The sequence below is a fragment of the Actinacidiphila sp. bgisy144 genome (assembly GCF_057708105.1).
Genome location: NZ_JBYIRM010000017.1, coordinates 115,409 through 139,235, shown reverse-complemented (window position 1 = coordinate 139,235; position 23,827 = coordinate 115,409). Strand labels below are relative to the sequence as shown.

Annotated in this window: 25 protein-coding genes and 1 pseudogene; 11 read left to right on the top strand and 15 right to left on the bottom strand. The window is 70.5% G+C overall.

The features are described 5' to 3' along the window. The first annotated feature begins 32 nt into the window (after positions 1–32). Positions 33–1,034, top strand: coding sequence for a LacI family DNA-binding transcriptional regulator (locus AC3EVP_RS20745; protein WP_435131758.1), 1,002 nt, complete (start codon positions 33–35; stop codon positions 1,032–1,034). 61 nt (positions 1,035–1,095) lie between these two features. On the opposite strand, the gene AC3EVP_RS20740 is transcribed toward AC3EVP_RS20745, so the two are convergent. The 3 genes from AC3EVP_RS20740 to ligD form a co-directional block, all read right to left on the bottom strand. Then, complete coding sequence (locus AC3EVP_RS20740; RefSeq protein ID WP_435131677.1) at positions 1,096–1,569, bottom strand: DUF5709 domain-containing protein; 474 nt, start codon at positions 1,567–1,569, stop codon at positions 1,096–1,098. A 31-nt stretch (positions 1,570–1,600) separates the two neighbouring features. Next, positions 1,601–2,593, bottom strand: coding sequence for a TIGR03557 family F420-dependent LLM class oxidoreductase (locus tag AC3EVP_RS20735; protein WP_435131676.1), 993 nt, complete (start codon positions 2,591–2,593; stop codon positions 1,601–1,603). A gap of 82 nt (positions 2,594–2,675) precedes the next feature. Continuing rightward, a complete protein-coding gene (gene ligD, locus AC3EVP_RS20730) occupies positions 2,676–3,590 on the bottom strand; it encodes a non-homologous end-joining DNA ligase (protein WP_435131675.1) in 915 nt (304 codons plus the stop codon). Between the two features lie 269 nt (positions 3,591–3,859). On the opposite strand from ligD, the gene AC3EVP_RS20725 reads away from it, so the two are divergent. After that, a complete protein-coding gene (locus tag AC3EVP_RS20725; RefSeq protein WP_435131673.1) occupies positions 3,860–4,297 on the top strand; it encodes a VOC family protein in 438 nt (145 codons plus the stop codon). Then, positions 4,294–5,397, top strand: coding sequence for a hypothetical protein (locus tag AC3EVP_RS20720; RefSeq protein WP_435131672.1), 1,104 nt, complete (start codon positions 4,294–4,296; stop codon positions 5,395–5,397). Before AC3EVP_RS20725 ends, AC3EVP_RS20720 begins: the two co-directional genes overlap by 4 nt. 75 nt (positions 5,398–5,472) lie before the next feature. On the opposite strand, the gene AC3EVP_RS20715 is transcribed toward AC3EVP_RS20720, so the two are convergent. Then, entirely contained in the window at positions 5,473–6,069 is a 597-nt protein-coding gene (locus AC3EVP_RS20715; RefSeq protein ID WP_435131671.1) for a TetR/AcrR family transcriptional regulator, read from the bottom strand. A 148-nt stretch (positions 6,070–6,217) separates the two neighbouring features. On the opposite strand from AC3EVP_RS20715, the gene AC3EVP_RS20710 reads away from it, so the two are divergent. Both AC3EVP_RS20710 and AC3EVP_RS20705 read left to right on the top strand, forming a co-directional pair. Continuing rightward, complete coding sequence (locus AC3EVP_RS20710; protein WP_435131669.1) at positions 6,218–7,003, top strand: SDR family NAD(P)-dependent oxidoreductase; 786 nt, start codon at positions 6,218–6,220, stop codon at positions 7,001–7,003. Between the two features lie 235 nt (positions 7,004–7,238). After that, positions 7,239–7,766: a GNAT family N-acetyltransferase gene (locus AC3EVP_RS20705; protein WP_435131667.1), complete on the top strand. Its 528-nt coding sequence runs from the start codon at positions 7,239–7,241 to the stop codon at positions 7,764–7,766. 254 nt (positions 7,767–8,020) lie between these two features. Here the strand turns inward: AC3EVP_RS20705 and AC3EVP_RS20700 are convergent, their stop codons facing one another. From AC3EVP_RS20700 to AC3EVP_RS20690, 3 genes are all read right to left on the bottom strand, one after another. Further along, positions 8,021–8,911, bottom strand: coding sequence for a phosphotransferase (locus AC3EVP_RS20700; RefSeq protein ID WP_435131666.1), 891 nt, complete (start codon positions 8,909–8,911; stop codon positions 8,021–8,023). 151 nt (positions 8,912–9,062) lie between these two features. After that, entirely contained in the window at positions 9,063–9,740 is a 678-nt protein-coding gene (locus AC3EVP_RS20695; protein WP_435131664.1) for a YdcF family protein, read from the bottom strand. A gap of 26 nt (positions 9,741–9,766) precedes the next feature. Continuing rightward, positions 9,767–11,128, bottom strand: a complete 1,362-nt coding sequence (locus AC3EVP_RS20690; protein WP_435131663.1) for an NsdA family TPR-like regulatory protein — start codon at positions 11,126–11,128, stop codon at positions 9,767–9,769. 679 nt (positions 11,129–11,807) lie between these two features. Between AC3EVP_RS20690 and AC3EVP_RS20685 the strand changes: the two genes are divergently transcribed. The 3 genes from AC3EVP_RS20685 to AC3EVP_RS20675 are packed head-to-tail and all read left to right on the top strand — an operon-like array spanning position 11,808 to position 13,539. Further along, positions 11,808–12,200, top strand: a complete 393-nt coding sequence (locus tag AC3EVP_RS20685; RefSeq protein WP_435131662.1) for a DUF6907 domain-containing protein — start codon at positions 11,808–11,810, stop codon at positions 12,198–12,200. Next, the gene (locus tag AC3EVP_RS20680; protein WP_435131661.1) at positions 12,197–13,042 is read left to right on the top strand and encodes a helix-turn-helix domain-containing protein; all 846 of its coding nucleotides are present in this window, start codon (positions 12,197–12,199) and stop codon (positions 13,040–13,042) included. Before AC3EVP_RS20685 ends, AC3EVP_RS20680 begins: the two co-directional genes overlap by 4 nt. After that, complete coding sequence (locus AC3EVP_RS20675; protein ID WP_435131659.1) at positions 13,039–13,539, top strand: DUF6907 domain-containing protein; 501 nt, start codon at positions 13,039–13,041, stop codon at positions 13,537–13,539. Before AC3EVP_RS20680 ends, AC3EVP_RS20675 begins: the two co-directional genes overlap by 4 nt. A gap of 123 nt (positions 13,540–13,662) precedes the next feature. Here AC3EVP_RS20675 and AC3EVP_RS20670 read toward each other — a convergent pair. Continuing rightward, a pseudogene (locus tag AC3EVP_RS20670) lies at positions 13,663–13,827 on the bottom strand (pirin family protein); the annotation flags it as partial. Between the two features lie 94 nt (positions 13,828–13,921). On the opposite strand from AC3EVP_RS20670, the gene AC3EVP_RS20665 reads away from it, so the two are divergent. Continuing rightward, positions 13,922–14,962: a tyrosine-type recombinase/integrase gene (locus tag AC3EVP_RS20665; RefSeq protein ID WP_435131658.1), complete on the top strand. Its 1,041-nt coding sequence runs from the start codon at positions 13,922–13,924 to the stop codon at positions 14,960–14,962. Between the two features lie 57 nt (positions 14,963–15,019). Here the strand turns inward: AC3EVP_RS20665 and AC3EVP_RS20660 are convergent, their stop codons facing one another. Continuing rightward, a complete protein-coding gene (locus tag AC3EVP_RS20660; RefSeq protein ID WP_435131656.1) occupies positions 15,020–15,208 on the bottom strand; it encodes a helix-turn-helix domain-containing protein in 189 nt (62 codons plus the stop codon). A 136-nt stretch (positions 15,209–15,344) separates the two neighbouring features. On the opposite strand from AC3EVP_RS20660, the gene AC3EVP_RS20655 reads away from it, so the two are divergent. After that, entirely contained in the window at positions 15,345–15,749 is a 405-nt protein-coding gene (locus AC3EVP_RS20655) for a hypothetical protein (RefSeq protein WP_435131654.1), read from the top strand. Between the two features lie 454 nt (positions 15,750–16,203). Here AC3EVP_RS20655 and AC3EVP_RS20650 read toward each other — a convergent pair whose 3' ends face one another. Continuing rightward, positions 16,204–16,659 carry a VOC family protein gene (locus AC3EVP_RS20650; RefSeq protein ID WP_435131652.1) on the bottom strand — a complete coding sequence of 152 codons (456 nt, stop codon included), beginning with the start codon at positions 16,657–16,659 and terminating at the stop codon, positions 16,204–16,206. 61 nt (positions 16,660–16,720) lie between these two features. On the opposite strand from AC3EVP_RS20650, the gene AC3EVP_RS20645 reads away from it, so the two are divergent. Further along, positions 16,721–17,734, top strand: a complete 1,014-nt coding sequence (locus AC3EVP_RS20645; protein ID WP_435131650.1) for a helix-turn-helix transcriptional regulator — start codon at positions 16,721–16,723, stop codon at positions 17,732–17,734. Positions 17,735–18,066: 332 nt separating this feature from the next. On the opposite strand, the gene AC3EVP_RS20640 is transcribed toward AC3EVP_RS20645, so the two are convergent. The 5 genes from AC3EVP_RS20640 to AC3EVP_RS20620 all read right to left on the bottom strand — a co-directional run bounded on the left by AC3EVP_RS20640 (position 18,067) and on the right by AC3EVP_RS20620 (position 23,719). Further along, on the bottom strand, positions 18,067–18,747 hold the full coding sequence (locus tag AC3EVP_RS20640) for a response regulator (RefSeq protein WP_335983701.1): 681 nt from the start codon (positions 18,745–18,747) through the stop codon (positions 18,067–18,069). Continuing rightward, complete coding sequence (locus AC3EVP_RS20635; protein ID WP_435131648.1) at positions 18,744–20,069, bottom strand: sensor histidine kinase; 1,326 nt, start codon at positions 20,067–20,069, stop codon at positions 18,744–18,746. Before AC3EVP_RS20635 ends, AC3EVP_RS20640 begins: the two co-directional genes overlap by 4 nt. Next, positions 20,066–20,908 carry a CPBP family intramembrane glutamic endopeptidase gene (locus AC3EVP_RS20630; protein ID WP_435131647.1) on the bottom strand — a complete coding sequence of 281 codons (843 nt, stop codon included), beginning with the start codon at positions 20,906–20,908 and terminating at the stop codon, positions 20,066–20,068. The genes AC3EVP_RS20635 and AC3EVP_RS20630 overlap by 4 nt, the downstream gene beginning before the upstream one ends. Positions 20,909–21,797: 889 nt before the next feature. Then, positions 21,798–22,472: a response regulator gene (locus AC3EVP_RS20625; protein ID WP_435131645.1), complete on the bottom strand. Its 675-nt coding sequence runs from the start codon at positions 22,470–22,472 to the stop codon at positions 21,798–21,800. After that, positions 22,469–23,719, bottom strand: a complete 1,251-nt coding sequence (locus AC3EVP_RS20620) for a sensor histidine kinase (RefSeq protein ID WP_435131643.1) — start codon at positions 23,717–23,719, stop codon at positions 22,469–22,471. The genes AC3EVP_RS20625 and AC3EVP_RS20620 overlap by 4 nt, the downstream gene beginning before the upstream one ends. Positions 23,720–23,827 lie beyond the last annotated feature (108 nt).

Genomic DNA, 23,827 nt, shown 5'->3' with positions numbered 1-23,827 from the left:
CACGCGCGCCGCTCACCGCCGCACAGCCCACCATGAAGCAGGTCGCCACACTGGCCGACGTCAGCGCGATGACCGTGTCACGGGTGCTGCGCGGCGACACCGGGGTGTCGGAGGACAAACGGGCCCGGGTCGAGGCCGCGGTCCGCGAACTCGGCTACCGTCCCAACGCGCTGGCCCGCAACTTCCGCCACGGCCGGCGCACCGGCACCATCGGGCTGATCGTCACCAACCTGGCGAACCCGTTCTACGCCCACCTCGCCCTCGGCATCGAGGCGGCCGTCGCCGGCGACGGCCTGCGGGTGATGATCACCAACACCGACGGCGACGCGGCGCGCGAACGCGAGGCCGTCCGCGACCTGTCCGCACGCAGGGTCGACGGCATCATCCTCGTGCCGGCCGGCGTGGACCAGTCCTACCTGGCCGAGGAACTCCCATCGGGCCTGCCCGTGGTGACGGTCGCCCGGCCGCCCACCGGCTTCGAGGCCGACTGCGTCCTGGTCGACGACTTCGGCGGCGCCTACGCGGCGACCAGCCGGCTGCTGGCCGCCGGCCACCGCAGGATCGGGTTCCTCGGCAACCCGCCCTCGGTGTACACCGGCTCCGAGCGCTACCGGGGCTATTGCGCCGCGCTGCTGGAGGCCGGTGTGGACCCGGACACCGCGCTGGCCAAGCGCGACCAGGACGACCTGGCCTCCGCGGAACAGGCCGCGACCGAACTGCTCGCGCTGCCGGCACCGCCCACCGCGATGTTCTGCACGAACAACCGCAACACCATCGGCGCGTACCGGGCGCTGCGCGTCCACGGGATGCGCGCGACGCTGGCCGGCTTCGACAACTTCGACCTGGCCGACCTGCTCAGCGTGCCGGTCCTGGTGGTCGACTACGACCCGAACGAGATCGGCCGGCGCGCCGCCCATCTGCTCGCCGAACGCCTCGCGTCCGACGCGTCCGCGACCCTGCCGCCCCGCCGCGTCGTCATCCCCACCACGGTCACGGCCCACGACGCCGAACAGGCCCCGGCACCGGGCCGCTGACCACTCGGCGCCGCGCCGACTCGGCTGCCGACCGGGACACCGCGCCCCGGCTGACCCCCGGTCACATCCGGTCGGTGCCGGGGTCGTCCACCCGGTGCACGGCGGCCTCCTCCGCGCTGGCGGCGCCGCCGTCGATACCGACGTCCTCGGCGACGGTGTCGTCGTCGACGGGCCGCTCGGCGCCCTGACCCGGTGACCGCAGGCGTCCGGCGCGCTCCGCGCCCGCCTGCGGATCGACCGGTTCACCGGCGCCGTCCGGGCTGTCGCCCAAGCCGCCGCCGGGGTCCCCGGCCGTGTCGGGCACCTCCTCGGCGAGCCGCTCGTCGAGGCTCTCCCCCTCGCGCTGCTCCCGGGCGGTCGTCCCGGCACCCTCCACCGCGAGCGGGCGTTCCGGCGGCGACCAGCCCTTGTCGAGCACCTCGTCGTAGTCGTCCTCGCCGACGGCGTCCTCCATGTCCAGCGGCGCCGCGTCCTGCTGCTCCTCGTTGTCGTCGGTGGGCTGGTAGACGTCGTCTCCGCGTGCTTCGTCGCTCATGTCCGTCCCTCCTGGTCGGTGGGCGATCGGGTCAGGCGGGGGTGCCCGCGGGGCCGCGGCCGGAGCCGCCCTCGCGCAGGCGGGGCAGCACCTCGGTGCGGTAGAAGTCGAAGAACTGCCGCTGGTCGGGGCCGATCTGGTTGACGTAGACCTCGTCGAACCCGGCGTCGGCGTAGGACCGGGCGGTGGCGGCGTGGGCGTCGGCATCGTCGCCGCAGGTCACCGCGTCGGCGATCATGTCCTCGGTGACCAGCGTGCTCGCCTGCCGGAAGTGCTCCGGGGTGGGCAGGATCTGCGGCAGCTCGCCGGGCAGCTGCTCGTTCGGCCACAGCCGGTGCACGGTGCGCACGGCGCGCTCGCGGTCGGTGTCCCAGCAGACCTTCACCCCTCCGACGACGGGCTTGGACCCGCCCCCGGCCCGGCGGAACTGCTCCACCAGGTCCGCGTCGGGCGCCATCGTGACGAAGCCGTCCCCGATCCGCCCGGCCAGCGCCGCGGCCTGCGGGCCGAACCCCGACACGTACAGCGGCGCGGGCTGCTCGGGCACCGTGTAGAGCCGTGCGTTCTGCACCGTGTAGTGGGTGCCGTGATGGGTGACCCGCTCCCCGGCCGACAGCCTCCTGATGACCTGTACGGCTTCCTCGAGCATCTCCAGCCGCTCGGCGGCCTCGGGCCAGGTGTCGCCGAGGATGTGCTCGTTGAGCGCCTCGCCGCTGCCGATCCCGAACCGGAAGCGCCCCCCGGTCAGGACGGCCGCCGTGGCCGCGGCCTGCGCGTTGATCGCGGGGTGCAGCCGGACGGTCGGGCAGGTCACGAGGGTGGTGATCGGCAGGGAGGTGACCTGGGACAGGGCGCCGATCACCGACCAGACGAAGGAGCCCTGGCCCTGCTCGTCGTTCCACGGGTGGAAGTGGTCGGAGATCGCCAGCGCCTCGAACCCGGCCTGTTCGGCCATCCGCGCCTGCTCCAGCAGGTCGTGGGGCGCGAACTCCTCCGAGGAGAGGAAGTATCCGTACGCGGTCATGACAGTCCTCTCTGTTGGTGTCCTTCCGCTCTGTTGGTGTCCTTCCGCGCCGACTCGCCTGAACGGGAAGGGCGGGGGGCGCTCAGTCGCGCAGGCGGTCGAGTCTTCGCCGGGCGGCGGCGAGGGAGCGGCCGCGGGTCAGCGCCGGGTCCTTCCAGGGGTCGGGCTGCGCCAGGCGCTCGTCGATGCCGTCGAGGGTCCAGCGCCTCGCCGTGGTGGCCGGGTCGTCCACCTCGCTCCAGGTCAGCGGCATGGCGAGCGGGGCACCGGCAAGGGCGCGCACGGCGTACGGGGCCACGGCGGTCTGGGCGTAGCCGTTGCGCTGGACGTCGAGGTAGAGCCGGCCGCGCCGGGCCTGCTTCCTCGGCTGGGTGGTGAGTTCGCCGGGATGGCGGTCCGCGAGCACGTCGGCCGTGTCGCGGGCGAAGGCGAGTACGTCGTCGGCGTGGGCGCGGCGGTCCAGGGGCACCAGGACGTGCAGGCCCCGCGAGCCGGTGGTCATCACGGCGCACGGGAGCCGCAGCTCGTCCAGCAGGCCTCGCAGCAGGCGCGCGGCTTCCCGTACGGGGACGAAGTCGTCCTCGGGCGGATCGAGGTCGAAGACGAGGCGGTCGGGGCAGTACGGGCGGTCGGCCCGGCTCAGCCAGCGGTGCGGGGTGATGGTGGCCTGGCCGGCCAGGTACAGCAGGGTCGCGGTGTCGTCGCAGACCGCGTGGGTGACGGTGCCGCCCTCCTTGGGCACGGTCGTGCGGTGCACCCAGTCGGGGAAGTACTGCGGCACGTCCTTCTGCATGAAGGACCCGCTGCCGATGCCGTCGGGGTGCCGTTCGAGCATCAGCGGGCGGCCGCGGACGTGGGGCAGCAGCCGCGGGGCGACGGCGTGGTAGTAGCGGGCGAGGTCGGCCTTGGTCAGCCCGTCGTCGGGGAAGAGCGGTTTGTCGGCGCGGCCGATGCGCACGGTGCGCCCGCCGGCGCGCAGCACCGTCTCGGAACTCATCGCTCGTGCCACCTCCGTCGGCGCTTTCGGCGAAACCGGGCAACGTGCTGCGGCTACCCGCAGCACACCGGATGACACCCGAGGCTCCTGGGACGCAGGGGGCGCACGGGCCGCAGATCCGCGCCGGTGCGCTGTGACCAGCGGGTACGCCCGTCTCCGCACCCCGGCGCCGGTTTCTCGCCCCCGGCAGGACCCTGAAGGTGGTAGCGGCTGTCCCACCGAACCGCTCTCCCTGGTTGGCGGACCTGCGACCGAGCACTCTTGCGGACATGACCTTCACGTTCGCCCACGACCACGTGGGCATCACCGTCACGCCCGAGGACCTCGACGCCACCATCGCGTGGTACTCGCGCACCCTCGGTTTCGCCGTCGAGCAGCGGTTCGAGGCACATGGCACGACGTTCGTCTTCCTCACCGCCGGTGACGTCAAGATCGAGCTTCTCGCGGGCGCGGCGGACCGGACCACGCCTCCGACCACCATCCTCACGAGCATGCACACCTCGCGCCTGCACCACTTCTGCCTCGCTGTGGCGGATCTCGACGCGGCGGTCTCGCGGCTGCACGAACTCGATGTGCCGCTGATCGGCGGCCCGATGGAGATACCGGCGACCGGTCAGCGCATCGCCTTCGTGACCGACAACGTCGGCACCATCATCGAACTCAGCGACCCCGGCACCTGGATGTCCGGCCGGAAGGCACGGGCATGACGCCGGACCGCGTGGATGTCGCCGCCTCCCAGGACATCAGGCAGGCCCGCTGGCAGCCCGCCGAGGTGGCGAGCCCGCACCTCGACCGCCCTGTCCCGGTCGTCGCCGCCAAGGACGTCGCCTACCTCCCCCACGCCAACCGGCTCCAGAACCTCAGCATCTACCTGCCGCGGACCCCGCGAACCGCCGCGCTCATCGGCACCCCCGTCACGTCCCTGCCCGGCGCCGACGCCGCGGTGCGGCACCCGCGGTACCTCGTACACCTCCACGGCGGCGCCTGGCGCGACCCGCGGCTCACCTCCGCCTCGATCGAACCGGCCGTCGCCCACGCGTTCCGCGCCGACGCGCTCACCGGCGAGGCGGCGCCGCCGGTCACCGCCATCGCGTCCCTCAACTACACCGTCTCCCAGATCGACTACCCCGTTCCTCCCGTCATGAAGGACCCTCCCGTTCCTTACGACGCGATCAAGGACAACCACACCGACCCGGCGCGCGAGGCCGTCCATCCGCAGCACGTCAGCGACGTACTGCACGGCTTGGCCCTGCTCGGCTCCCTCGGCCTCGCCGACGGCTCCTACGTCCTGTCCGGCCACAGCTGCGGCGCCTGCCTGGCGTTGCAGTCCGTCCTCCAGCCGCCGCGGCACCACGGTCTCGGCCACCTGCCCGAGCCGCCCCGCCCTGCCGCGCTGCTCGGCCTCAACGGCCTGTACGACCTGCCCGCCCTCGCGACGGCCGAGGGCCTGGGCACCTCCCACGCCCACCTCCGCGACGACTACGAAGCGTTCCTGTCCAGGGCGTTCGGGGCGGACAAGGGCGCCTGGGCGGACGCCAGCCCGGCCGGCTTCGACCCGGTGTCCATCGCCGCACGGGTCCGCGAGGGCACCGCGCCGCCTCTGGTCGTCCTGGACCACAGCGCCGAGGACCAGCTCGTACCGGAGAACCAGCACAAGCGGATGACCGCCACCCTGGCCGAGGCCGTCGGGCTCCGCCTCGCCCGGGGGCACCGGCTCACCGGCCCCCATGCGGCGCCCTGGGAGGAAGGCGTCATGATCTACCAGAGCCTCCTCGACACCCTTCGGCTCCTGCGGGAGGCCCCATGACCGCGGGCCCGCATCCCGCACCGGGAAGCCGATCCCAGGAGGGCTCACCGGGGAGGACTCACCGGCGGCGAGGGCTCACCTTCCGTGCCGAAGTGCGAGCCGCTCGGCCGCGAGCACGACCGAGCTGCGCCGGCGGCTGATCTCGTCCTCGCTCTGCGCCGGCCGGCCGCTGAGGAAGGTCGCCAGTTGGGGAACGCTCGACCACCAGGCGGCCAGCCCGATGAGCATGAACAACAGGTGGTCGGCCGGGATGTCGTCGCTGATGTGGCCCTCGCGCTGAGCCGCCTCGATCACCTCGACCTTCGCGCGGTACTTGGCGCCGCGGACCGCGGCGTCACCGGCCCGGCCGGTGAATCCCTCCTGGAGGAGGAGCCGCACCAGATGCGGGTGCTCCGTATGGTAATCGAACAGACGTCCGGCGTATGCGCCGATGTGCTGGAACTCCTGGCCGCCCGGCCAGTCGACGGCGTCGGCCAGCCTGTTCATCTCGCCGGCCAGGACCGTGTCGAACAAGGAGTCCTTGTCGCCGAAGTACCGGTAGAGCCGCTCCTTGTTGATGCCCGCGCGCTCGGCGATGGCCGCCATGCTCGCCCCTTCGAGGCCCCGCTCCGCGAACTCAACGACGGCGGCTTCGAGCAGTAGCCGCTTGGTGCGCTCCGTGTCCCACGCCATGGGGACAGCGTAGCTCATTACAACCCCAACGTTGGAGTTTGTCCAACTCCAACGTTGGGGTTGGACATTTCCCCGAGCCGGGACTACGTTCGCTTCCGGCGCCGGCCGCTGGTCGGCGTACTGGGACAAAGAGAGCGCGGAGAGTGACATGAGTGCTGTTCTGAACGGAAAGATCGCTGTGGTGACCGGAGCGTCCCAGGGCATCGGGAAGTCGGTGGCCCGCCGCTTCGCGGAGGAAGGCGCCAAGCTGGTGATGTCGGAACTGCACGACGGCGTGCACGCTGCGGCCGACGAGATCGCCGCTGCGTTCCCCCAGTCGGACGTGATCGCCGTCGTCACGGACGTGACGGACCCGTCCGCCTGCGCCGAGCTGATGGCCACGGCCTCCGAGCGGCACGGCGGCCTCGACATCCTCGCCCACGCGACGGCGGTGATGCCGGCTCAGAGCCCGACGGCCGAGACGAGCGTGGCGGACTGGGACCGCACGCTGGCCGTGAACGCGAAGGGCGCCTTCCTGCTGGCGCGCAGCGCGATCCCGGTCCTGCGCAGGCCCGGCGGCACCATCGTGTTCACCGGTTCCTACGCGGGAGAGGTGGGCCTGGTCGGCCGTGCCATCTACTGCGCCTCCAAGGGCGCGCTCCGCACGTTCTCCCAGAGCCTGGCCCTTGAACTGGCAGGCGAGGGCATCCGTGTGAACGCGGTCGCGCCCGCCCACCTCCAGGCGGAACTCAACAGCCAGATGCTGGAGATCACGTCCGCGCAGGAAGGCATCTCCGTCGAGGAGGCGCAGGCCCGGCGGAACGCGAGCATCCCGATGGGACGCGAAGCGACCGCCGACGAAGTGGCCGAGGGCTTCGTCTACCTCGCGAGCGGTGCGGCCTCCTACGTCACGGGGGCATGGCTGGACGTGAACGGCGGAGCGGTCATGCGGTGAGAGGCGGACGGAGCGCCTGCTCCGGCCCGGGGCAGCATCGCGGAAGGCGTCTCCCTCGCCGCTCTGCCATGCATGCTATGGACCAGGCAGCCGCTCCCGGCTGGTCCCTCGGCCCCCGGAGACGGCGGCCGCCGGGCCGGCCACAGACCTGGGACGGCCGACTCGACATCCTCGTCTCTTGCGGCTGCTCTAGGCTGGCCGGTCTCATCCGACGCACCGCGACGAGGATCAGCTCATGTGCGCCAGCACCAGAATCCGCCTGATAGAGCCCGCCGATGCCGGCCCGATCGCGGCACACAGAGCGCGGGACATCGAGGCTTTCCAGCCGTGGGAGCCGGCCCAGCCGGCCGACTTCTTCACCCCGGAGGGCCAGGCCGAGCGGATCGACAGGCTACTGGCCGGACACCGGGCCGGCACGGTCTGGCCGGGCGTGGTGCTCGCCGACGACCGGGTGATCGGACAGGTCACCGTCGGAGGCATCCTGCGGCAGCCGCACCTGCGCCGCGGTTCCGTCGGTTACTGGATCGCCACGGTCGCCCAGAACCAAGGGCATGCCGGGCGTGCCGTCGGGCTCGCGCTCCAGGTGATGACGGATGAACTCGGGTTGCACCGGGCTGAGGCGTCCACCCGTCCGGAGAACCTGCCCTCGCAGCGGGTGCTGCGCCGCAACGGGTTCAGCACGTACGGCGTCGCGCACTCCTCGATCTTCCTCGACGGGAGCTGGCGGGACGGGCTGCTGTGGGAGCGGCTCCTGGGCGACTGACCGATCGCTTCACAACGAGGCCCACTCAGGCACGCGCGCGGCAAAGGCGGGCGCTGACCGGCTCACTACGAAGAACGGCAACGCGCGGGCCGGCTCCCGCTGTCGGGGCCGACCCGTTGCCGCGCGCGGTCAGGACGACGTCACAGGCTCCCGGTAGCGCCAGGCTCCGAGCACTCCGAGACACTGGCCCGGTAGACCCCGAGCAGCACCTCGATGACCGGGCTGACCGTCCACAGAGCCCCAAGGCGACCGGCTCACGCTGCGGCGGTCCAACGCCACGGGCGGGGGCCGTGCTCGCCGCGGACGCACGCGATGCGGTAGCGCGCCTGCTCAAGGGCGCGCGGGTCGTGGTCCGCGGCCTGGACCGCGAAGGTGATCATGCGCAGTTCGCGGATGGACCGGAGGACCGGGTAGCCGGGCCACTGGCGGACGTCGTCACCGTAGGCGGTGCAGAAGGCGTCGTACGCCTCGGTGGTGAGGGTGCCGGTGGTGTCGAGGGCGATGGCGGTGGAGGTGAGGTCCCACTCCGGGCGGCCGAGGGAGGTGCGTTCGAAGTCCAGCAGGGTGACCTGCCCGTCGCGGGTGACGGCGCAGTTGCCGCCCCAGGCGTCACCGTGGATGACGGAGTCGGGCCGCCCTGGCGGCTGTTCCGCGTAGGCGCCGCGGAGGTCGTCGAGCCGGGCGAGGAGGAAGTCGCGGTCGGCCGGGGCGAGGGTACGGGCAGCGGTGAGGCGCCGGTCGAGGCGTACGAACGGGTCGGCCCGGCCGAGGGGCAACTCCGGGGGCACGGGCAGGTGGTGGAGCCGGCGCAGCAGCGGGGCGAGGTCGGCCGCCGTACCGGGGCGGTGGGGCGGGAGTTCCTGCCAGTAGGTGGCCGGGCGGCCGTCGGCAAGGAGCGGTTGGGCGATCGGCAACGGGCGGACGGCCGGGAAGCCGTAGCGTGCGAGCCAGCGGGTGACCGCCACCTCGCGGGCCGCTGCCGTGTCCTGCCCGGCGCGGGAGATCCGCACGACGGTCCCACCGGCAAGGCGCCACAGGTCGTTCTCCGCGAGCCGGATGATCTCCGCGCCGACCGGTGACAGGCCGGCCGCGGCAGCAGCGGCATGCAGGTAACGCCGGGCCGATTCTGTGCGGTCGTCCGTCATGCGTTCACTATCGCCGTGATCCGTGTCCATGGAGGCGTTGACGACGGCACGAACTGGGCGTGGCCGGTGCCGTTGTGACGCACGTTCGTCGCGCAACCATTGGTGGACAGGTCGGCGAGACCGCGAACACGCGGTTCGTGCTGCCAAGCGGTCAACGCACGCCTCCCCTACGCTCTCTCGTCCCGGGCCAGGCGTGCGGTGAAGCCGTGATCGCACAACCGGGCGTAGGCGAGGCGCACTTCCTGGGCACGGGCTGCTCGACGGTGAGCCCTCGCTCCGGGTAGAGCATGATCCGCTGCGTGGCGCCGACCATCATCGCAACGACCATGTCCTCGTCGCCGATGGCGGATACGTAGTCGGCGTACGGGACGCGCGCCGACGCGCAGACGGCGTCGACCGACGGCCACAGCTTGCGCAACGTCGCGTACGCCCGCCGCTCCTCGTAGGGCTTGCTGACCAGGAGGACCGACGTCACCTCGATGCCGTTCGCCGCAAGGAGTTCCCGGGACTTCGTGATGTTCTCGCCGGTGTTCCGCGCTTCCGGCTCCAGCAGGACCGCCGAGGCCGGTACGCCCAGTTCCAGGGCGCGTTCGCGGTAGTGCACGGCTTCGCCGCGCGGCATGCGGGCAGCGGACGTCGGACTGGTCGCACCGGTCATCACCACCAGCGGGGCCATACCGCGCGCAAGGAGACCCGCCGCGGTGTCGGCCACGGAGAGGTCATGACTGCCCAGGGCGATGGCGACCGAGCACGGGCGCGGCGCGTGGCCCATCCGCAGGTAGTCCCACAGCAGCAGGACGTCCGCACGCGCCGACGGTGAAAGTGCCACGCCCGCACCTGCCCACTGTCCCACGCTTACGATCCCGTCGTCTCGTCCAGGAAATCGGCCACGACGGGCAGTCGGCGGTGACGGTCGAGGCCCGAATGCAGCCCGGCGAGCGCGCTGGACGCCCGCGCGGAGCTGACACCACCCATCAGTTCGATGGCGATCCGGGCAGTCTCCACTGCGCCGTCGACGTCGCCGAGCGCGAGGTACGCCTCGGCGCGGCGGGCTTCGTAGATCGCTGCTCCGCGGGGTTCGTGGACCGTGTTGTAAGGGACATCGGTGTGGGCCGCCGCGGCCGAGTAGTAGCTCAACGCTCGCGCCGGTTCGCCTAGCTGCTGGGCGGCGGAGCCAGCGGACTGGAGGATCTCGCCGGCGGTGATCCAGTAGACCGTCGGCACGTCCTTGTCAGCTGGGATACCCGTTTCGTACGCGGCAAGCGCCTTGTCGATCGCCCGATACGCCGCTGCTGCGTGCCCGGCGACGGAGTACGCGCGGGCCTGCCGGATCAGCAGCAGCACGGTCACGCGCGGGGACTCGACACAGCCGTGGGTGAGTGCCTGGTCGACGAGGTCGATCGCACTGCCGGGGTCGGGGCTTGCCGCGCCGTACCGCACGTTCGCCCAGAAGCCGGCGGCGATCGCGCCAGCGACGTGATCGCCGGCTTCGGCCGCGGCCCGCGTCGAGGCGGCGAGGTGCTTCTCGGCCGCTCCGGTGTCGCCGTTGTCGTAGGCGCACCATCCGGCGAGTCGGGACGCCTCAGCCGCCGCCGACCACAGGCGCCTGCCGGTCTCCTGACTGTACGACCGCTCGATCAGCAACCGGCGGATGAGCCGAATCTCCGCACGTGCCGCGTCGTAGACGTGCCCTGCGCCCAGGTCGTCATCGAGTCGCCGGAGCGCTGCCAGGCGGGTGTCGACGTGGTCGACGGTCTCGGCCCCGATGCGGCGGCCGGTCCCCTGTGCCGGTGCGGGCAGAGCGGTAGCCCACTGGGCGATGATCGCCGAAACCGTTCCGGTCGTGGCGATGAGCAGTCGGCGTCGGTCCACGGGTCCTCCATCATCCAGAGCCGCGAGGGCGCCCTCAGGAGTCCACGCCGCGGTCCACGCCGCGTGGTCGTCGCGCAATGCCGCCAACAGCCAGTGGGGCCAGCCTCGCGTCAGTACTTCATGGGTGGGGATATCCACCACAGCGGCCATTGCCAGTTGGGTGAGTTCGCTGGGGACTTGAGGCCGCTCCGCCCGGGTCCACCTCGACACCTTCTCCTTGCGGGTGGCGAAGTCGCGCCCGTAACCGCGCCGTACGTACTCCGCTTGCACCCGCCGTAAGTAGGACTGCGCTGTCCACCCGCGAAGGGCCAACAGTTGGGCGAGCGGATGGCGGTCATCGTGCACGTCGGTCTCCCACCGTCTGAGCTCCTCTCAGTGTGGACGAGGTTCGGCCCTGTGGGGAGGAGCGGAGCAACCGGAGCAACCGGAGCAAGGGGGCCAACCGGAGCAGAGCAACCGGAGCAACGAGAGGCAACCGGAGGCAACCGCCTTCTCCTTCCGTGCGACGTGCACGACCCGTTGTGATGGGTGCGGGCCGACCACGGCCCCAGCCACCTTTCGGAACGGGAGGTACAGCCATGCTGGAGATCCGGGAGAGTACCGCTCCGAGTGAAGTACCGGACGGCTGACCGGTCCGGCGGCGAGCCAGCCACCTCAAACACCGCTCCAGCGGCATACCCACGGGCGTCGTCCACGTCGCCGTACGTGCTCCCGTCCGCGGGCGTGCGGCAACGGACACCGCGCCGCTGCTGGAGCGGACCTTACCCCGCTCCGGCCACGCCGAGTCAAGCACGTATCCACGCCCCGCCGTTCCCCGCGGGGTGTGACGGACTCACGGCGCACCTGCCCGTGGCCGGAGCGGGCCGACCCTCCCCCGTACGAAGCGATCGACGGCGGGGCCCCGACGTCCAGCCGCAGTCCGCGCCGCCCCTTCACCCGCGGCGGGCGGGCCGGTCTGCACCGCGCGGGCTCGGCCGCCCGACGGCCGATTCCACCGACGAACCACGAACAGGAACCCCGCACGATGAAACCCGCGGCCCCCGCGCCCACCGCCTTACCCGCCAACGAGCCCGACGCCACGACCACCGGCTACCCCGTCGCCGAGTTCCCCGGGCAGGTCCTGCACGCGTACTCGCCCGGCAACACCCCCGACACGCCACAGGGGTTCGAGATCCTGCGCTCCAGCATCACCTGCACGCCCTACGCCGCCGCGCCCGAGGCGGCCATCCCGGTTGCCACGGTGTGGATCGCCGACGCGTACCAGATCGCCGACCTCGACCCGACGGGCCTGGCCGAGATCGTTGAGGGCCTGCGCTCCGTCGCCGACCGGCTCGACCACGTCGTCATCCCCCACCTCAACGACATCCGCGCCGCATGGACCACCCACCACACCTCCCGGACGGGGGCCCGCCAGTGAGTACCGACACCGCGCAACTTGCCCGAACCGCCAGCTCGTTGTTCGCGGCAGGTCAGGTCAGCGCTCGGGCCCTGTACGCCCACCACCTCGCGTTCCTCCGCGAGAAAGCCGGCCTCTCCCTCCAGGGACTGGCCGACCAGTGCCACTACGAACAGTCCTACCTCCACCGCCTGGAAACCGGCGGCCGCCTCGGCACCCTCACCGTCGCCCAAGCCCTCGACCGCTACTACGCAACCGGCACCCTCCTCGCCGCACTGTGGCGCCTGGCCAAACGCGAAGCCAAACACGCCGCAAACGGACTCACCGACCTCGAAGCCGCCGCGACGAGCATCCAGGAATACGCCCTCACCACCATCCCGGCTCTGCTCCAGACGCCCTCCTACGCCGAAGAGCAGTTCGCCACCACCAGCCCGCAGTCGGCGGAGGTCCTGGCGGCACAGATCGACGCACTCCTCCAACGCCAAGCCCGCCTCACCGAGCCCACACCCCACCCCCTCCGCTACCGCGCCGTCCTCGACGAACTCGTCCTCCACCGCGCCGCCCGCAACCCCGCCACCTGGGACGGCCAACTCGACCACCTCATCGCCACCGCCCAGACCCCCACGGTCACCCTTCAACTCCTCCCCCTCCACGCAGGCCCCCACGACCTCCGCGGCCCCCTCCACCTCCTCACCTTCCGCGCCCGCAACCCCCTCGCCTACGCACACGGCACCCTCACCGACCACACCACCGACGACCCCGACGACATCGAGGAACTCACCCGCCAATACGACCAACTCCGCGACCTCGCCCTCACCCCCGCCCAGACCATCGAACACCTCCACACCCTCCGCACCACATGAGCCCCACCACCCCGACGACACAGACCACACCCCCCACCTGGACGATCACCACCACCGAAGGCATCACCCTCACCGGCCACCAACCCGACTGGTCCCAGGACAACCCCAGCCACACCGACATCACCCTGGACCAGGCCATCAACCACCTGCGCGACCACGCCCACTACACCATGCTCCCCATCGACCCGGTCCTGCCGCCCGCCACCCTCGACATCACCATCAACGGCACCCACTACCGCGAATCCACCAGCCTGATGTTCGCCACCCAGATCGCCTGCCACCCCTACTCCACCCAGCCGCACCAGCAGGTCCCCACCGCCAGCCTCACCATCGTCGAGGAATGGGACTTCGAGGGCCTCACCCCTGCCGACCTCGCCCACATCGCCACCCAAATCCGCACCCAGGCCGACTACTTCGAAAACACCGTCCTCCCTGCCCTCGTCACCGCCCGCGAAAACTGGGCCGCCCACCACCAGACCAAGGCCGACCTCCCGTAATCGGCCCGGCCATCGCCGACCAACCCGCCCCCTGAAAACTTCGCCGGCCCGCTGCCTCAGGTCACTCCGGTCCGCTCGGGCATGCCGCGCCGAGCGGGCCGGGGAAGCCAGACAACCCACAGGTCAGCGCTCGCGGCCGCGCGGCTTCAAGGGGGTCGGGGGGAGCGCAGGGGCCACGAGGCGGGCGCCGTCGTAACCGTGGACCTCGCCGAAGCGGGTGCCGGTGTGCCAGTCGTCGCGGGCCTGGGAGATCTCCTCCGCGGTGCGGGCCACGAAGTTCCAGAACATACCACGCTGCCGTGGACTCTCCCCAGGTCAGAGAGGTTACGGACCATCGCGGGTCAGCAAAGAGCCAGCATTGATCCGCGGAGGAGCACGAACGATGGCAAGCAGGACCCTCGCACGAGGAATGGGCACGTACCTCAAGAGCTGCGACCACCCGGAGGCGCGCTGGTCGAAGTGCCCGCACCCCTACACCATCAGGTACCGCGACACGAGCGGTAAGCAGACGGAGGAGTCCGGCTTCACGACCCAGGACGCCGCCGTCGAACGGCTGGCGGACGTCTACAAGGCCAAGAAGACCCAACGCCACGACCGGAGCAGGGCCGAGCGGATCAAGAAGTACAGCGCCATGACGTTCGCCGACTACCGCGCGGAGTGGCGATCGGGCCAACGGCACCTCGCGAAGTCGTCGCTGCGCCACCTCGACTCGCTTCTCGTCCATCACCTCCTCCCCGCATTCGGCAGTCGGAGGATGGGCAGCTTCGACCACAAGGTGGTCGACCACTTCATCCAGACCATGGAACGCAGCAACGTCGGGCTGGCGACCCAGGCGAACACGTTCGACAAGCTCAAGTCGATCCTCCTGGACGCGCACCGCCTCGGCCTGTATGCCGACAATCCCGTGCTCGGGATCAAGCCGCCCCAGTACGACCCGGATCGCGCTGTCATTCCTTCCCCGCAGCAGCTCCAGCGCCTGCGTACCTCCGGCGACGACGCCTTTCGCCTCATCGTCGACCTCATGAGCGGATGCGGGCTGCGCAACGGCGAAGCCGCAGCCATCAACCTCGCCAACATCGTCGCCGACGACGTCTGCCGCGTCCACGAACAGGTCAACCAGACCACGAACACCTACGCACGCCTCAAGCACCGCAAGCCCGGCGAGTACTGGGACGTACCCCTACCGGGCCGCGTGAAAGAGACCATCGAGCAGTACGCCGCCACCCACGGCACCATCGACGGTTACCTCCTGCGTAACCCCCGCAAGCCCGACCTGCCTTACCCTCACCACCGCCTGTCGAACCAGTGGCGCAACATCAAGAAGGCCGAGGACGCCGACATCACCTTCCGCGTATACCGTCACCTGATGCCCGGGGCGATCAGCAAGGCCGCGAAGATCCTCGACCTCGGCCTCGCCGCGTAGCGCACGACGGCCCGAGCGCACCCGCGCGCTCGGGCCCCGTCCTCGTCGCGCCGACTCCTACCTGCTGTCGCTCCGCTGACGGACCCACGCCTGCACGTCCGCGATCCTGAACTGGATCTTGGAGTTCGGCCCCCTGCCGAAGCGGTACGGCATCAAACCCACCCGCGGCCCTTCCCGATACACCCACTGCACCGACATGTTGAGGTACTCAGCCGTCTCCTTGACGTCCATGAACTGCTTCGCCATGCTCACCCGCCTTCGCTCCCGGCTCACGGCGCCGGCCTCCGGAAGGATTCAGGGTGCCCACGGCCCGCGGCTTGGCCCACTGGAGTTCGCTGTTAGGGCTGTCCGGCGGATCCATGGGTGATGCCATGGTGGTCGCGTGAGTTACAGCCTCTACCTGATCCGGTTCGAGCACGGCGATGCAGCCGCCATGGATGGCGAGCTGTTCGACGAGGTGATCGGACCGCACGTCGTGAAGCGGGAACCGGAACACGGCTTCGTGCAGATCCGGACGGAGGATGGAGGCGAGGCTGACCTCTACGCGACCGCCAATGCCGGACCGGCCCTGATGAGCATCATGGTCAGCTGTTTCAGCTCCGGGCCGGTACTCGACGTGGTCGCAGGTCTGGCGAACCGGCTCGATGCGGCGATCGTGCTCCAGGAGGGAGTCGCTCTCGTTTCCGAGACCGATCGATGGAACGACCTGCCGGAGGTTCTGCGGCAGGACGCGAAGGTCGTCGGTCTCTGCGGTGACGCGATCCAGGCGGCGATCAACGGCATCTGAGCCGGGCCTCGGTCAGTTCCTGAGCCACAGGCGGATCGAGGCCAGGGTGACGGTACCCGTGAAGACGTAGGCGCACTTGTCATAGCGGGTGGCCACGGCCCTGGAGCGAGCCGGCCGGCAACGGCCGCACGACAGCGCCCCGTTTCCGGCATCCGAACTGCCGGGAACAGGGCGTTGTTCATCGTAGGCGGGGCGGCCCGATGGCTTCGGACGGCAGACGGGGGCCGGTCCGCCCTCCGGATGGCCAATGGATGGATGGGGAGGGGACATGGGGCAGGTCTGGGTTCAGGGCGCACTTGCTCACAGCAGCCAGCCCCAAGGCGACTACCCGCTGCTGGTGCGCGCCGACACCACCACCCAGCCGACCCGGACCGATCAGCAGGCCGCGCTCGCCCGACCACTCTCCATCAAGCCCGCCGCGCCGCCGGTACCGTCGCCGGCTGCACCGCTCGCTTTACATGCCTGCGTGCGGTGGCTTCGGCGTCCGGTTGCGCTGAAGCTGCCATGCCTCGGGGGTGGCTGGCGTGTAGAGGTTGACAAGGGATCCGTCGGGGTCGCGGACAAGAGCGGACAGATTACCCCACGGCATCATGGTCGGAGGCTGAACGACATCAAGATCGTCGCCGAAATCGGTCGCAAGCCTCTCGTAGACGGCGTTGGCGTCATCGACGAGGAACTCGATGATCGCGCTGTTGTTTGCGCCCCCACGAGGCGTGTTGGGGGTGATGAAAGCGACGCGGGCGGAGCCGCTGACAGCGACGGTGGCCGAGGGTGTCACCAGTTCGACGAAATCCTCGGTGAGGTACTGCGGGGTCGCACCGGTGAGCACCTTGTAGAAGCGGACGAGCCGCGGAATGTCATCGGTGACGAGACGGACGGAGGCGAGCTGCACTGCTGCTGAGGCGGTCATGTGGTCACCTTAGAAGGAATACAGGTCATATTCCGTCCGTAAATCCTTCATCATCGCAGGTATGACCCGACCGACCGCACGCGTTCTCGCCTTGCTGGAGTTGCTGCAGACAGGGGGAACCCGCACTGTTGCCGACCTCGCCGAGCGCCTCGGAGTCGATCAGCGCACCGTGCGTCGCTATGTCGAGCAGCTGCGCGAAATGGACATTCCGGTGGACGGGGTTCGCGGTCGGTACGGCGGCTACCGTCTGGCCCGCCACTACCGCATGCCGCCGCTGATGCTGAACGACGAGGAAGGCCTTGCCGTGGTGTGGGCGTTGCTGGTCAACCAACATGCGCCCAGTGGTCCGGTAACCCCGCTGGCGGTGGAGACGGCCACGGCGAAGGTGCGCCGAGTACTGCCTGCCGCGCTCGCCCGCCGCATCGACGCGGTACTCCGGGCAGTGGACTTCACCGGTGAGCGACGCCCGGGCGCAGAAGACGAAAACGCCGAAGCTCATCCTGGTGCTGACGAAGGCGCTCAGACGCTGCTCGGTCTGGCTGAGGCAGCACGGGACCAGCGCCCGGTGGCGTTCGCGTACCGGACGCGTCAGGGCCATGCGGCTACCCGGCACGTACAGCCGCACGGCATCGTGGCGTACCAAAACCTGCTCTACCTCACGGGCTTCGACACCGACCGCCAGGCGCAGCGTACCTACCGCCTGGACAGGATGGCCGATCTGCGACTGCTGCCAGGCACCTTTGAAGCGCCCGCGAACATCGACCCAGTGGCCCAGGTGCTGGGACCACTGTCGGCGGCACCTTCGCGATACGACGTCTCCGTGCTCATCCGCGCTGATCCGGCCCATGTGCGGCGCTGGATTCCGGAAACGCTCGGGTCAGTCGCGCCGGCGTCTCCTCCCGATGCTGCGGACGGTCATGACTGGCTGCAGGTGTTTCTGCGGGCTGAACGCCTCGAGTGGGTCGCCGGCACACTCGCCATGCTGGACCGGCCCTTCATCATCCAACAGCCGGAAGCCCTCAAAGCGGTGGTTCTCGCACTCGGACGCCGACTGGCTGAACGCTCCGCCGAGTAACGCGAAGTCACCGACGACGAGGAACGACTCGATGCCCCCGCGGCCAGGACGACCTGATCGCGGGCTGCCTGCCCCAGACTCCGCCAGCGATCGACACCCAACGGCTCCAGGCAGTCGGTGCCCTTGGGTGCACCGGCCATGGCGCGCACGGTGGCAGGCGGGTCTGGAGCAGGCGGTGGGCGGTATGCCAACGGGCTTGTGACATGCAGGCGAGCCGTCCCGGTCGCGGGGCACTTGCGATGCACGGCACCAGACTCCGCTCCCTGATCCGGCCTGATCCGGCCTGATCCGGACGAAAGATCCTGGCCCCCGGCCGTCCAGGCCCGTGGGGCTCAGCTCGCCAGGCCGTGACGGAACGCGTAGACGACCGCCTGGACGCGGTCGCGCAGGTTCAGCTTGGTGAGTATGCGGGAGACGAACGTCTTCACCGTCTCCTGGCTGATGACGAGGGCGGCGGCGATCTCGCTGTTGGACAGGCCGTCCGCGATCAGCCGCAGCACCTGCAGCTCGCGGGGGGTGAGCGGAATGTCCTCGGGGGCGCCGTCGGTGGGGCGGATGCGGGTCGCGTACCGGCCGACGAGCTGGCGGGTGACCTCGGGGTCGAGGAGCGCCGCGCCCATGGCGACCGTGCGGATGCCGTGCAGCAGGTGGTCGGGCGGGGCGTCCTTGAGGAGGAAGCCGCTCGCTCCGGCGCGCAGCGCATCGTAGACGTACTCGTCGAGGTTGAACGTGGTGACCACGAGGACCTTGACGGGGTGGGCGACCCCGGCCCCCGCCAGCAGGCGGGTGGCTTGGAGGCCGTCGAGGACCGGCATGCGGATGTCCATGACCACGACGCCCGGGTCGAGCTCGCGGGCGAGGTCGACTCCTTTCCGGCCGTCACCGCACTCGCCCACCACCTCCATGTCGGGCTGGGCGTCGATGATGGTGACCAGGCCCATGCGGATCAGCGCCTGGTCGTCGCAGACGAGCACCCGGGTCGGCGCGGACCCGGACGGCGGAGGTGTGTTCACGAGCGGCCCCCGGCCGGTATCCGCACCCGGACGACGAAGCCGCCGCCCGCGACGGCGCCCGCGCTGAAGTCCCCGCCGAGCACGTCGACCCGTTCGCGCAGACCGGCCAGCCCCCGTCCGCTGCCACCGACGGCGGCGGCCCGTGAGCCGGTGCCGTCCGTGCTGACCTCCACGGTGATCTCTCTCTCGCCGTGCCGCATGGTGACCGAAGTGCGGCTGCCGTGAGCGTACTTGAGGGCGTTGGTGAGTGCTTCTTGCACCACCCGGTAGGCCACGAGGTCGGAACTGCCGGTGGACTCCGGCGGGGTGCCCTCCTCGGTGAACTCCACCGGCTGGCCCGCCCGGCGGGTCTGCTCCACGAGGGTCAGGACGCGGCCGACGGCCGGTGTCCTCGGCTCGGCCGCGGCATCGCTGCCGTTCCCGGTGCCGTGATCGGGGTTGAGAAGGTTCAGCAGGTGCCGCAGATCGGTGATCGCCCGGCGCCCGGTGTCGGAGACGGCGCTCAGGGACTGCTCCAGCCGCTCGGGCGCGGCGGTCAGATAGCGGGCAGCCTCCGCCTGCACCACCATCGCCGTCACGTGGTGGGTCACGACGTCGTGCAACTCCCTCGCTATCCGGGTGCGTTCGGCGTTCCGTATCTCCACCGCGACCCGCTTGTGACGTTCGGCCTCCGCCTGCCGGGTGGTGCGCAGCCAGCTTCCGGCGCCCCAGGCCAGGCCCAGCGCCATGTAGAAGGTCGTGAACTCCGTGGCGCTCTCGCCCGTGCCGAGGTGGGAGAGGCCCACCGACAGCGCCACGTACGCCACGGTGAGGCCGGCCACGAAGCTCCGGCGGTGCCCTTCCAGGTGCGAGCCGGTGCTCAGCAGCACAACGCCCATCGCGGTGGCCGCGAAGGTGTGGTAGCCGAGGAGCTGGTCGACGGCGAACCCGCCGGACACCAGGGCCAGGGAGAGGGCCGGCCACCGTCGGCGCACCGCCAGGGGCAGGGTCTCGAGGAGGATCACCACGACGGCCACCGCGTCGTGCGGGCGATCGGGGACGCCCCCGATGACCGTTCCGTGGCTGCGGAGCGCCGGGAGGAAGGAACCGATCAGGAGGAGGAGCCCGAAGGGAAGGTCCCGGACGACGACGTCCAGCCGGTACCAGACTCCACCGAGCCGCTTCCGGGTGCTGTCCAGACGGTGTCGGATGCCGTCCAGGCGGGCCCGGTTCACCAACGGCCGGAGCCGGAGCCCGGTCGGCCGGTGCCCGGCACCGCTCTCGCGGTGTCCGGCTCCGTCCGTCCAGTGCTCCGGCGAACCGGCGGATCGCTGTTCCGTCATCGGGCGAGCGCCGCGAGGGTGCCGACGCGCTCGGCACGGCGCCGGGGGACGATGTTGCCGCGGCGGTGGGCCACGACCAGGAAGCAGACCGTCAGCAGCGTGCCGAAGACCACCGAGTAGATGCTCGCCTCGGGACCGAACTCGCCACCCGTGATCAGATGGTTGCCCGACAGGGTGGCGTCCAGCAGACCGTGGGTGTCGCCGTTGCCCGAGACCTGGGTGCTGAAGACGCCGGACTCCATGAAGTTCCAGGCGAAGTGCACGCCCATCGGCAGCCACAGGTTGCGGGTGGCGGCGTAACCGGCGGCGAGCATGGCGCCGGCCTCGATGGCGATGGCCAGGGCGCCGGCAACGGTGGCGTCGTCGTTGAGGAGGTGCATGGCGCCGAACACGAGGCCGGACAGTACCAGGGCGACGTACGTGCCCGTGCCGCGTTCCAGCAGCCGGAAAAGCAGTCCGCGGAAGATGATCTCCTCCGTCGAAGCGGCGGCCGCCATGAAGCCGATCAGCCCGATGGCCCCGCTCACCGAGTCGATACCGTGGACCTTGTAGTCACCGAGGAAGTAAATGTTGCCGATGACGCAGAGGAACATCAGTGTGCCGAAGACCAGGCCCCAGCTGGTCGCGCTCGTCGCTTCCTTCCCCCGCAGTTCGGTCACCTCGCGGTTCTCGGTGCGCCGCACGGCCCACCGGTAGACGAAGGTCATCACGACCACGGTGAGGGCGCCCACCAGGAGCGAGAGCCAGAGGTTGTCCTTCACCCCGTTGGTGAGGCCGCCGCACGCCGCGTAGACCGCGAAGACGACAACTACCTGCAGGGCTACCTTCCAGGCTTTCATGACGTGGACTCCCCTTGCCGGTTCCGACTCCGGTTCCTTCTCCGGTCCGCGGCCCGGCGTTCCGCGGTGATTCGAACACTACGGATTCGATGTTGGGGAATCGTCACCGTGCAGTGGACACTCGCTTGTAGCTCGTACGGGGGACAGGGGGCGGGACGTCACCCAGAATTGGCACCTGCCCGTAGCTTCGGGAGTATCGGGCCTAGTACTCCAGCAGGTCAGACACCGAAATCCTGCTGGAGTACTAAGCCGCCAGGCACAGCGGTGGTACCTGGAGAAGCTGCTCGCTTCGGGGGGCCGACGTGGGCCGACCCGGATCGCGGTGTGGGCATGCCAACCCTTCAACCCCGGTCACCTCAAGTCCCACGTGGACCTCCTCCTGGACGGACTTGCCGAGGCGGCCCTGGCCGCGGTCTGCCGGTGGCGCGGAGACAGCGCCGCTCGGATCGCCCGGCTCATCACCGACCGCGCCACCTCCGGCCCGAGGGCCGACGACTCCACCCACCGCCACCCGGGGGCGCTATCGCGCCGCCACGGTCGGGGCAAGGTGACCGCCGCCATGAAGCGCATCCCCTCCGTCGTCCTCGGTCTGTGCTCGTACACCCACGATTTGTCGGCCGCCCTCCTCGTGGACGGTGAACTCGTCGGCTTCACCACCGAGCCCACCAGCTCACAGCCTTCGCCGCCTCCGGTTGAGAGGAATCCGCCGTACTCGTGGTCGACAGCCTCGGCGAGCGGCAGACCACCACCATCGCCCACGGCTACGGCATCCAGCGCCCCCGCCTGCAGCCCATGGAAGCGATCAACGACCCGGCCTCCCTTGGGTACGTGTACGGCGCCGTCACCGAGCACCTGGGCTGGAGGCGTGGCGACGAGGACGGTGGTCGGCCTACTCCCCCGGAGCGACGAGCCCTGACTCGTATGCGAAGACGACCGCCTGGGCGCGGTCGCGCAGGTCGAGCTTGGTGAGGACGCGGCTCACGTGGGTCTTGACCGTCTGCTCGGCCAGCACCAGCGCTCGGGCTATCTCCGTGTTGGACCGGCCGCGGGCCACGAGAGTGAGGACCTCGGTTTCGCGTTCCGTCAGGCCGTTGAGCCGGAGGTCGGGTTTGCCCCGGGACACAGGACGCCGCCTGGCGAAGTCCTCGATGAGGCGGCGCGTCACGGAGGGGGCGAGCAGAGCCTCGCCCGAGGCCACCACCCGTACGGCGGCGACGAGGTCGGCGGGGGGCGCGTCCTTCAGGAGGAAGCCGCTCGCGCCCGCTCGCAGCGCCTCGTAGACGTAGTCGTCGACATCGAAGGTGGTGAGCATCAGGACCCGCGGCCGGTGGGTGACCCCCGGCGGTGGCGCCAGCAGCCGGCGCGCGGCCTCCAGGCCGTCCATCTCGGGCATCCGCACGTCCATCAGTACGACGTCTGGATGCGTACTCCGGCTCAGCTCGACGCCCTGCGCGCCGTCGGAAGCCTCGCCCACCACGTCGATGTCGCTCTGCGCAGCCAGCAGTGCAGCGAATCCGGCTCGCACCATGGCTTGATCGTCGACGATGATGACGCGCGTGATCATGTGAAGTCCTCTTGAATGAGGGGAAGATGTGCGGCGACGCGGAAGCCGCCGTCTGACAGCGGCCCTACGTCAAGAGTGCCGGAGACAAGCCGCACCCGCTCACGCATGCCGACGAGTCCGTGCCCGGTGCCGCCCGTTTCGAGCGGCCGGGCGGGCGGCTCGGGCGGCGGGTCGTTGACTACCAGGACGGTGAGCCTGGGCCCGCCCTCGCCGTCGGCGGGCGGCGGCACCGACAGCGACACGTGGGTCACGGCTCCCGGCGCGTGCCGTACGACGTTCGCGAGGGCCTCCTGGACGATCCGATACGCGGAGAGCCCCACCGCCTCGGGCACCTCGGCGTAGCGGGAGGTGTCGCAGCGGGTGAAGTCCACCGGTGCGCCGGTCCTCGCCGTCGCCTTCACCAACTGCCCGATCTCTGCCAGGCCCGGCTGCGGCACGAGCTCGCCCTGGGCCTCCTCGTTGCGCAGGACACCGAGGAGCCGCCGCATTTCGGCGAGGGAGTCCCGGGCGGTCGCCGCGATGGACGTGAACTCCTCCCGTACCGGGGGCGACAGCGACGCGAGGCGGTATTCCGCGGTGTCGGCCTGAACCGTGATGACGGACATGTGGTGGGCCACCACGTCGTGCAGCTCGCGTGCGATGCGGGCGCGTTCCTCCAGCAGCGTCCTGCGGCCCCGCTCGGCCTCGCTGATGGTCTCCTGCTCGGCAAGCCTGCGCTTCACCTCTTGTCGCTCACGAATCACTCCCCCGAGCAGGAGCGCGACGCCGCTGAGGATAGTGAGCAGCGTGCCGTCGCCGCTCATGCCGTCAGGCACCACGAACTCCATGCCGACGTTGGCGGCCACCGTCGCCAGCCATACCAGCAGCAACGTCCTGCGCTGTTCACGCAGGCCCAGAGCGAGGCACAGGCCGATGTACCCGACGATCTGCATGGGCGGGAACGGCCACAGCAGCCGCTCGTCGAAGTGGACAGTGAGCAGTGCGAGTGCTCCGACCACATCCGCTACGAAGATCACATACCAAGCGGCCAACGGCCGGACGACGGCGAGCAGTAATGGTGCCGCCTGAGCGACGGCCAGCGTGCTCGCGACGGCGCCGTTCAGGCCGTAGTCAGCGGTGAGGACCACGACGGTGGTGGGCAGCAGCGCGACACTCAGCACGAACGCCACCGCCCACGGCAGCAGTCGCACCCACCAACGGGTGGCCCCCGCGAACAGGGCGGGCGGACGTTCTCTCACTGAGGTCATGAGCCCCATCTTCTTACCTGCGACAAGAGTCCGTCACGGAACGCGTGGCCACCAGGCGGACCCGCACAACAGTACTGTGGCCACCGCGCCCCCTTGCCGCGAGCCAAC

Bases quoted from the DNA above. Each gene is read 5' to 3' on its own strand.
- AC3EVP_RS20635 (WP_435131648.1), bottom strand. From the start codon at position 20,069: ATGACGGAACAGCGATCCGCCGGTTCGCCGGAGCACTGGACGGACGGA.
- AC3EVP_RS20700 (WP_435131666.1), bottom strand. From the start codon at position 8,911: ATGACGGACGACCGCACAGAATCGGCCCGGCGTTACCTGCATGCCGCT.
- AC3EVP_RS20720 (WP_435131672.1), top strand. From the start codon at position 4,294: ATGACGCCGGACCGCGTGGATGTCGCCGCCTCCCAGGACATCAGGCAG.
- AC3EVP_RS20630 (WP_435131647.1), bottom strand. From the start codon at position 20,908: ATGAAAGCCTGGAAGGTAGCCCTGCAGGTAGTTGTCGTCTTCGCGGTC.
- AC3EVP_RS20715 (WP_435131671.1), bottom strand. From the start codon at position 6,069: ATGGCGTGGGACACGGAGCGCACCAAGCGGCTACTGCTCGAAGCCGCC.
- AC3EVP_RS20660 (WP_435131656.1), bottom strand. From the start codon at position 15,208: ATGGCGAAGCAGTTCATGGACGTCAAGGAGACGGCTGAGTACCTCAAC.
- AC3EVP_RS20620 (WP_435131643.1), bottom strand. From the start codon at position 23,719: ATGACCTCAGTGAGAGAACGTCCGCCCGCCCTGTTCGCGGGGGCCACC.
- AC3EVP_RS20710 (WP_435131669.1), top strand. From the start codon at position 6,218: ATGAGTGCTGTTCTGAACGGAAAGATCGCTGTGGTGACCGGAGCGTCC.
- AC3EVP_RS20675 (WP_435131659.1), top strand. From the start codon at position 13,039: ATGAGCCCCACCACCCCGACGACACAGACCACACCCCCCACCTGGACG.
- AC3EVP_RS20740 (WP_435131677.1), bottom strand. From the start codon at position 1,569: ATGAGCGACGAAGCACGCGGAGACGACGTCTACCAGCCCACCGACGAC.
- AC3EVP_RS20625 (WP_435131645.1), bottom strand. From the start codon at position 22,472: ATGATCACGCGCGTCATCATCGTCGACGATCAAGCCATGGTGCGAGCC.
- AC3EVP_RS20650 (WP_435131652.1), bottom strand. From the start codon at position 16,659: ATGACCGCCTCAGCAGCAGTGCAGCTCGCCTCCGTCCGTCTCGTCACC.
- AC3EVP_RS20745 (WP_435131758.1), top strand. From the start codon at position 33: ATGAAGCAGGTCGCCACACTGGCCGACGTCAGCGCGATGACCGTGTCA.
- AC3EVP_RS20645 (WP_435131650.1), top strand. From the start codon at position 16,721: ATGACCCGACCGACCGCACGCGTTCTCGCCTTGCTGGAGTTGCTGCAG.
- AC3EVP_RS20685 (WP_435131662.1), top strand. From the start codon at position 11,808: ATGAAACCCGCGGCCCCCGCGCCCACCGCCTTACCCGCCAACGAGCCC.
- AC3EVP_RS20725 (WP_435131673.1), top strand. From the start codon at position 3,860: ATGACCTTCACGTTCGCCCACGACCACGTGGGCATCACCGTCACGCCC.
- AC3EVP_RS20705 (WP_435131667.1), top strand. From the start codon at position 7,239: ATGTGCGCCAGCACCAGAATCCGCCTGATAGAGCCCGCCGATGCCGGC.
- ligD (WP_435131675.1), bottom strand. From the start codon at position 3,590: ATGAGTTCCGAGACGGTGCTGCGCGCCGGCGGGCGCACCGTGCGCATC.
- AC3EVP_RS20665 (WP_435131658.1), top strand. From the start codon at position 13,922: ATGGCAAGCAGGACCCTCGCACGAGGAATGGGCACGTACCTCAAGAGC.
- AC3EVP_RS20735 (WP_435131676.1), bottom strand. From the start codon at position 2,593: ATGACCGCGTACGGATACTTCCTCTCCTCGGAGGAGTTCGCGCCCCAC.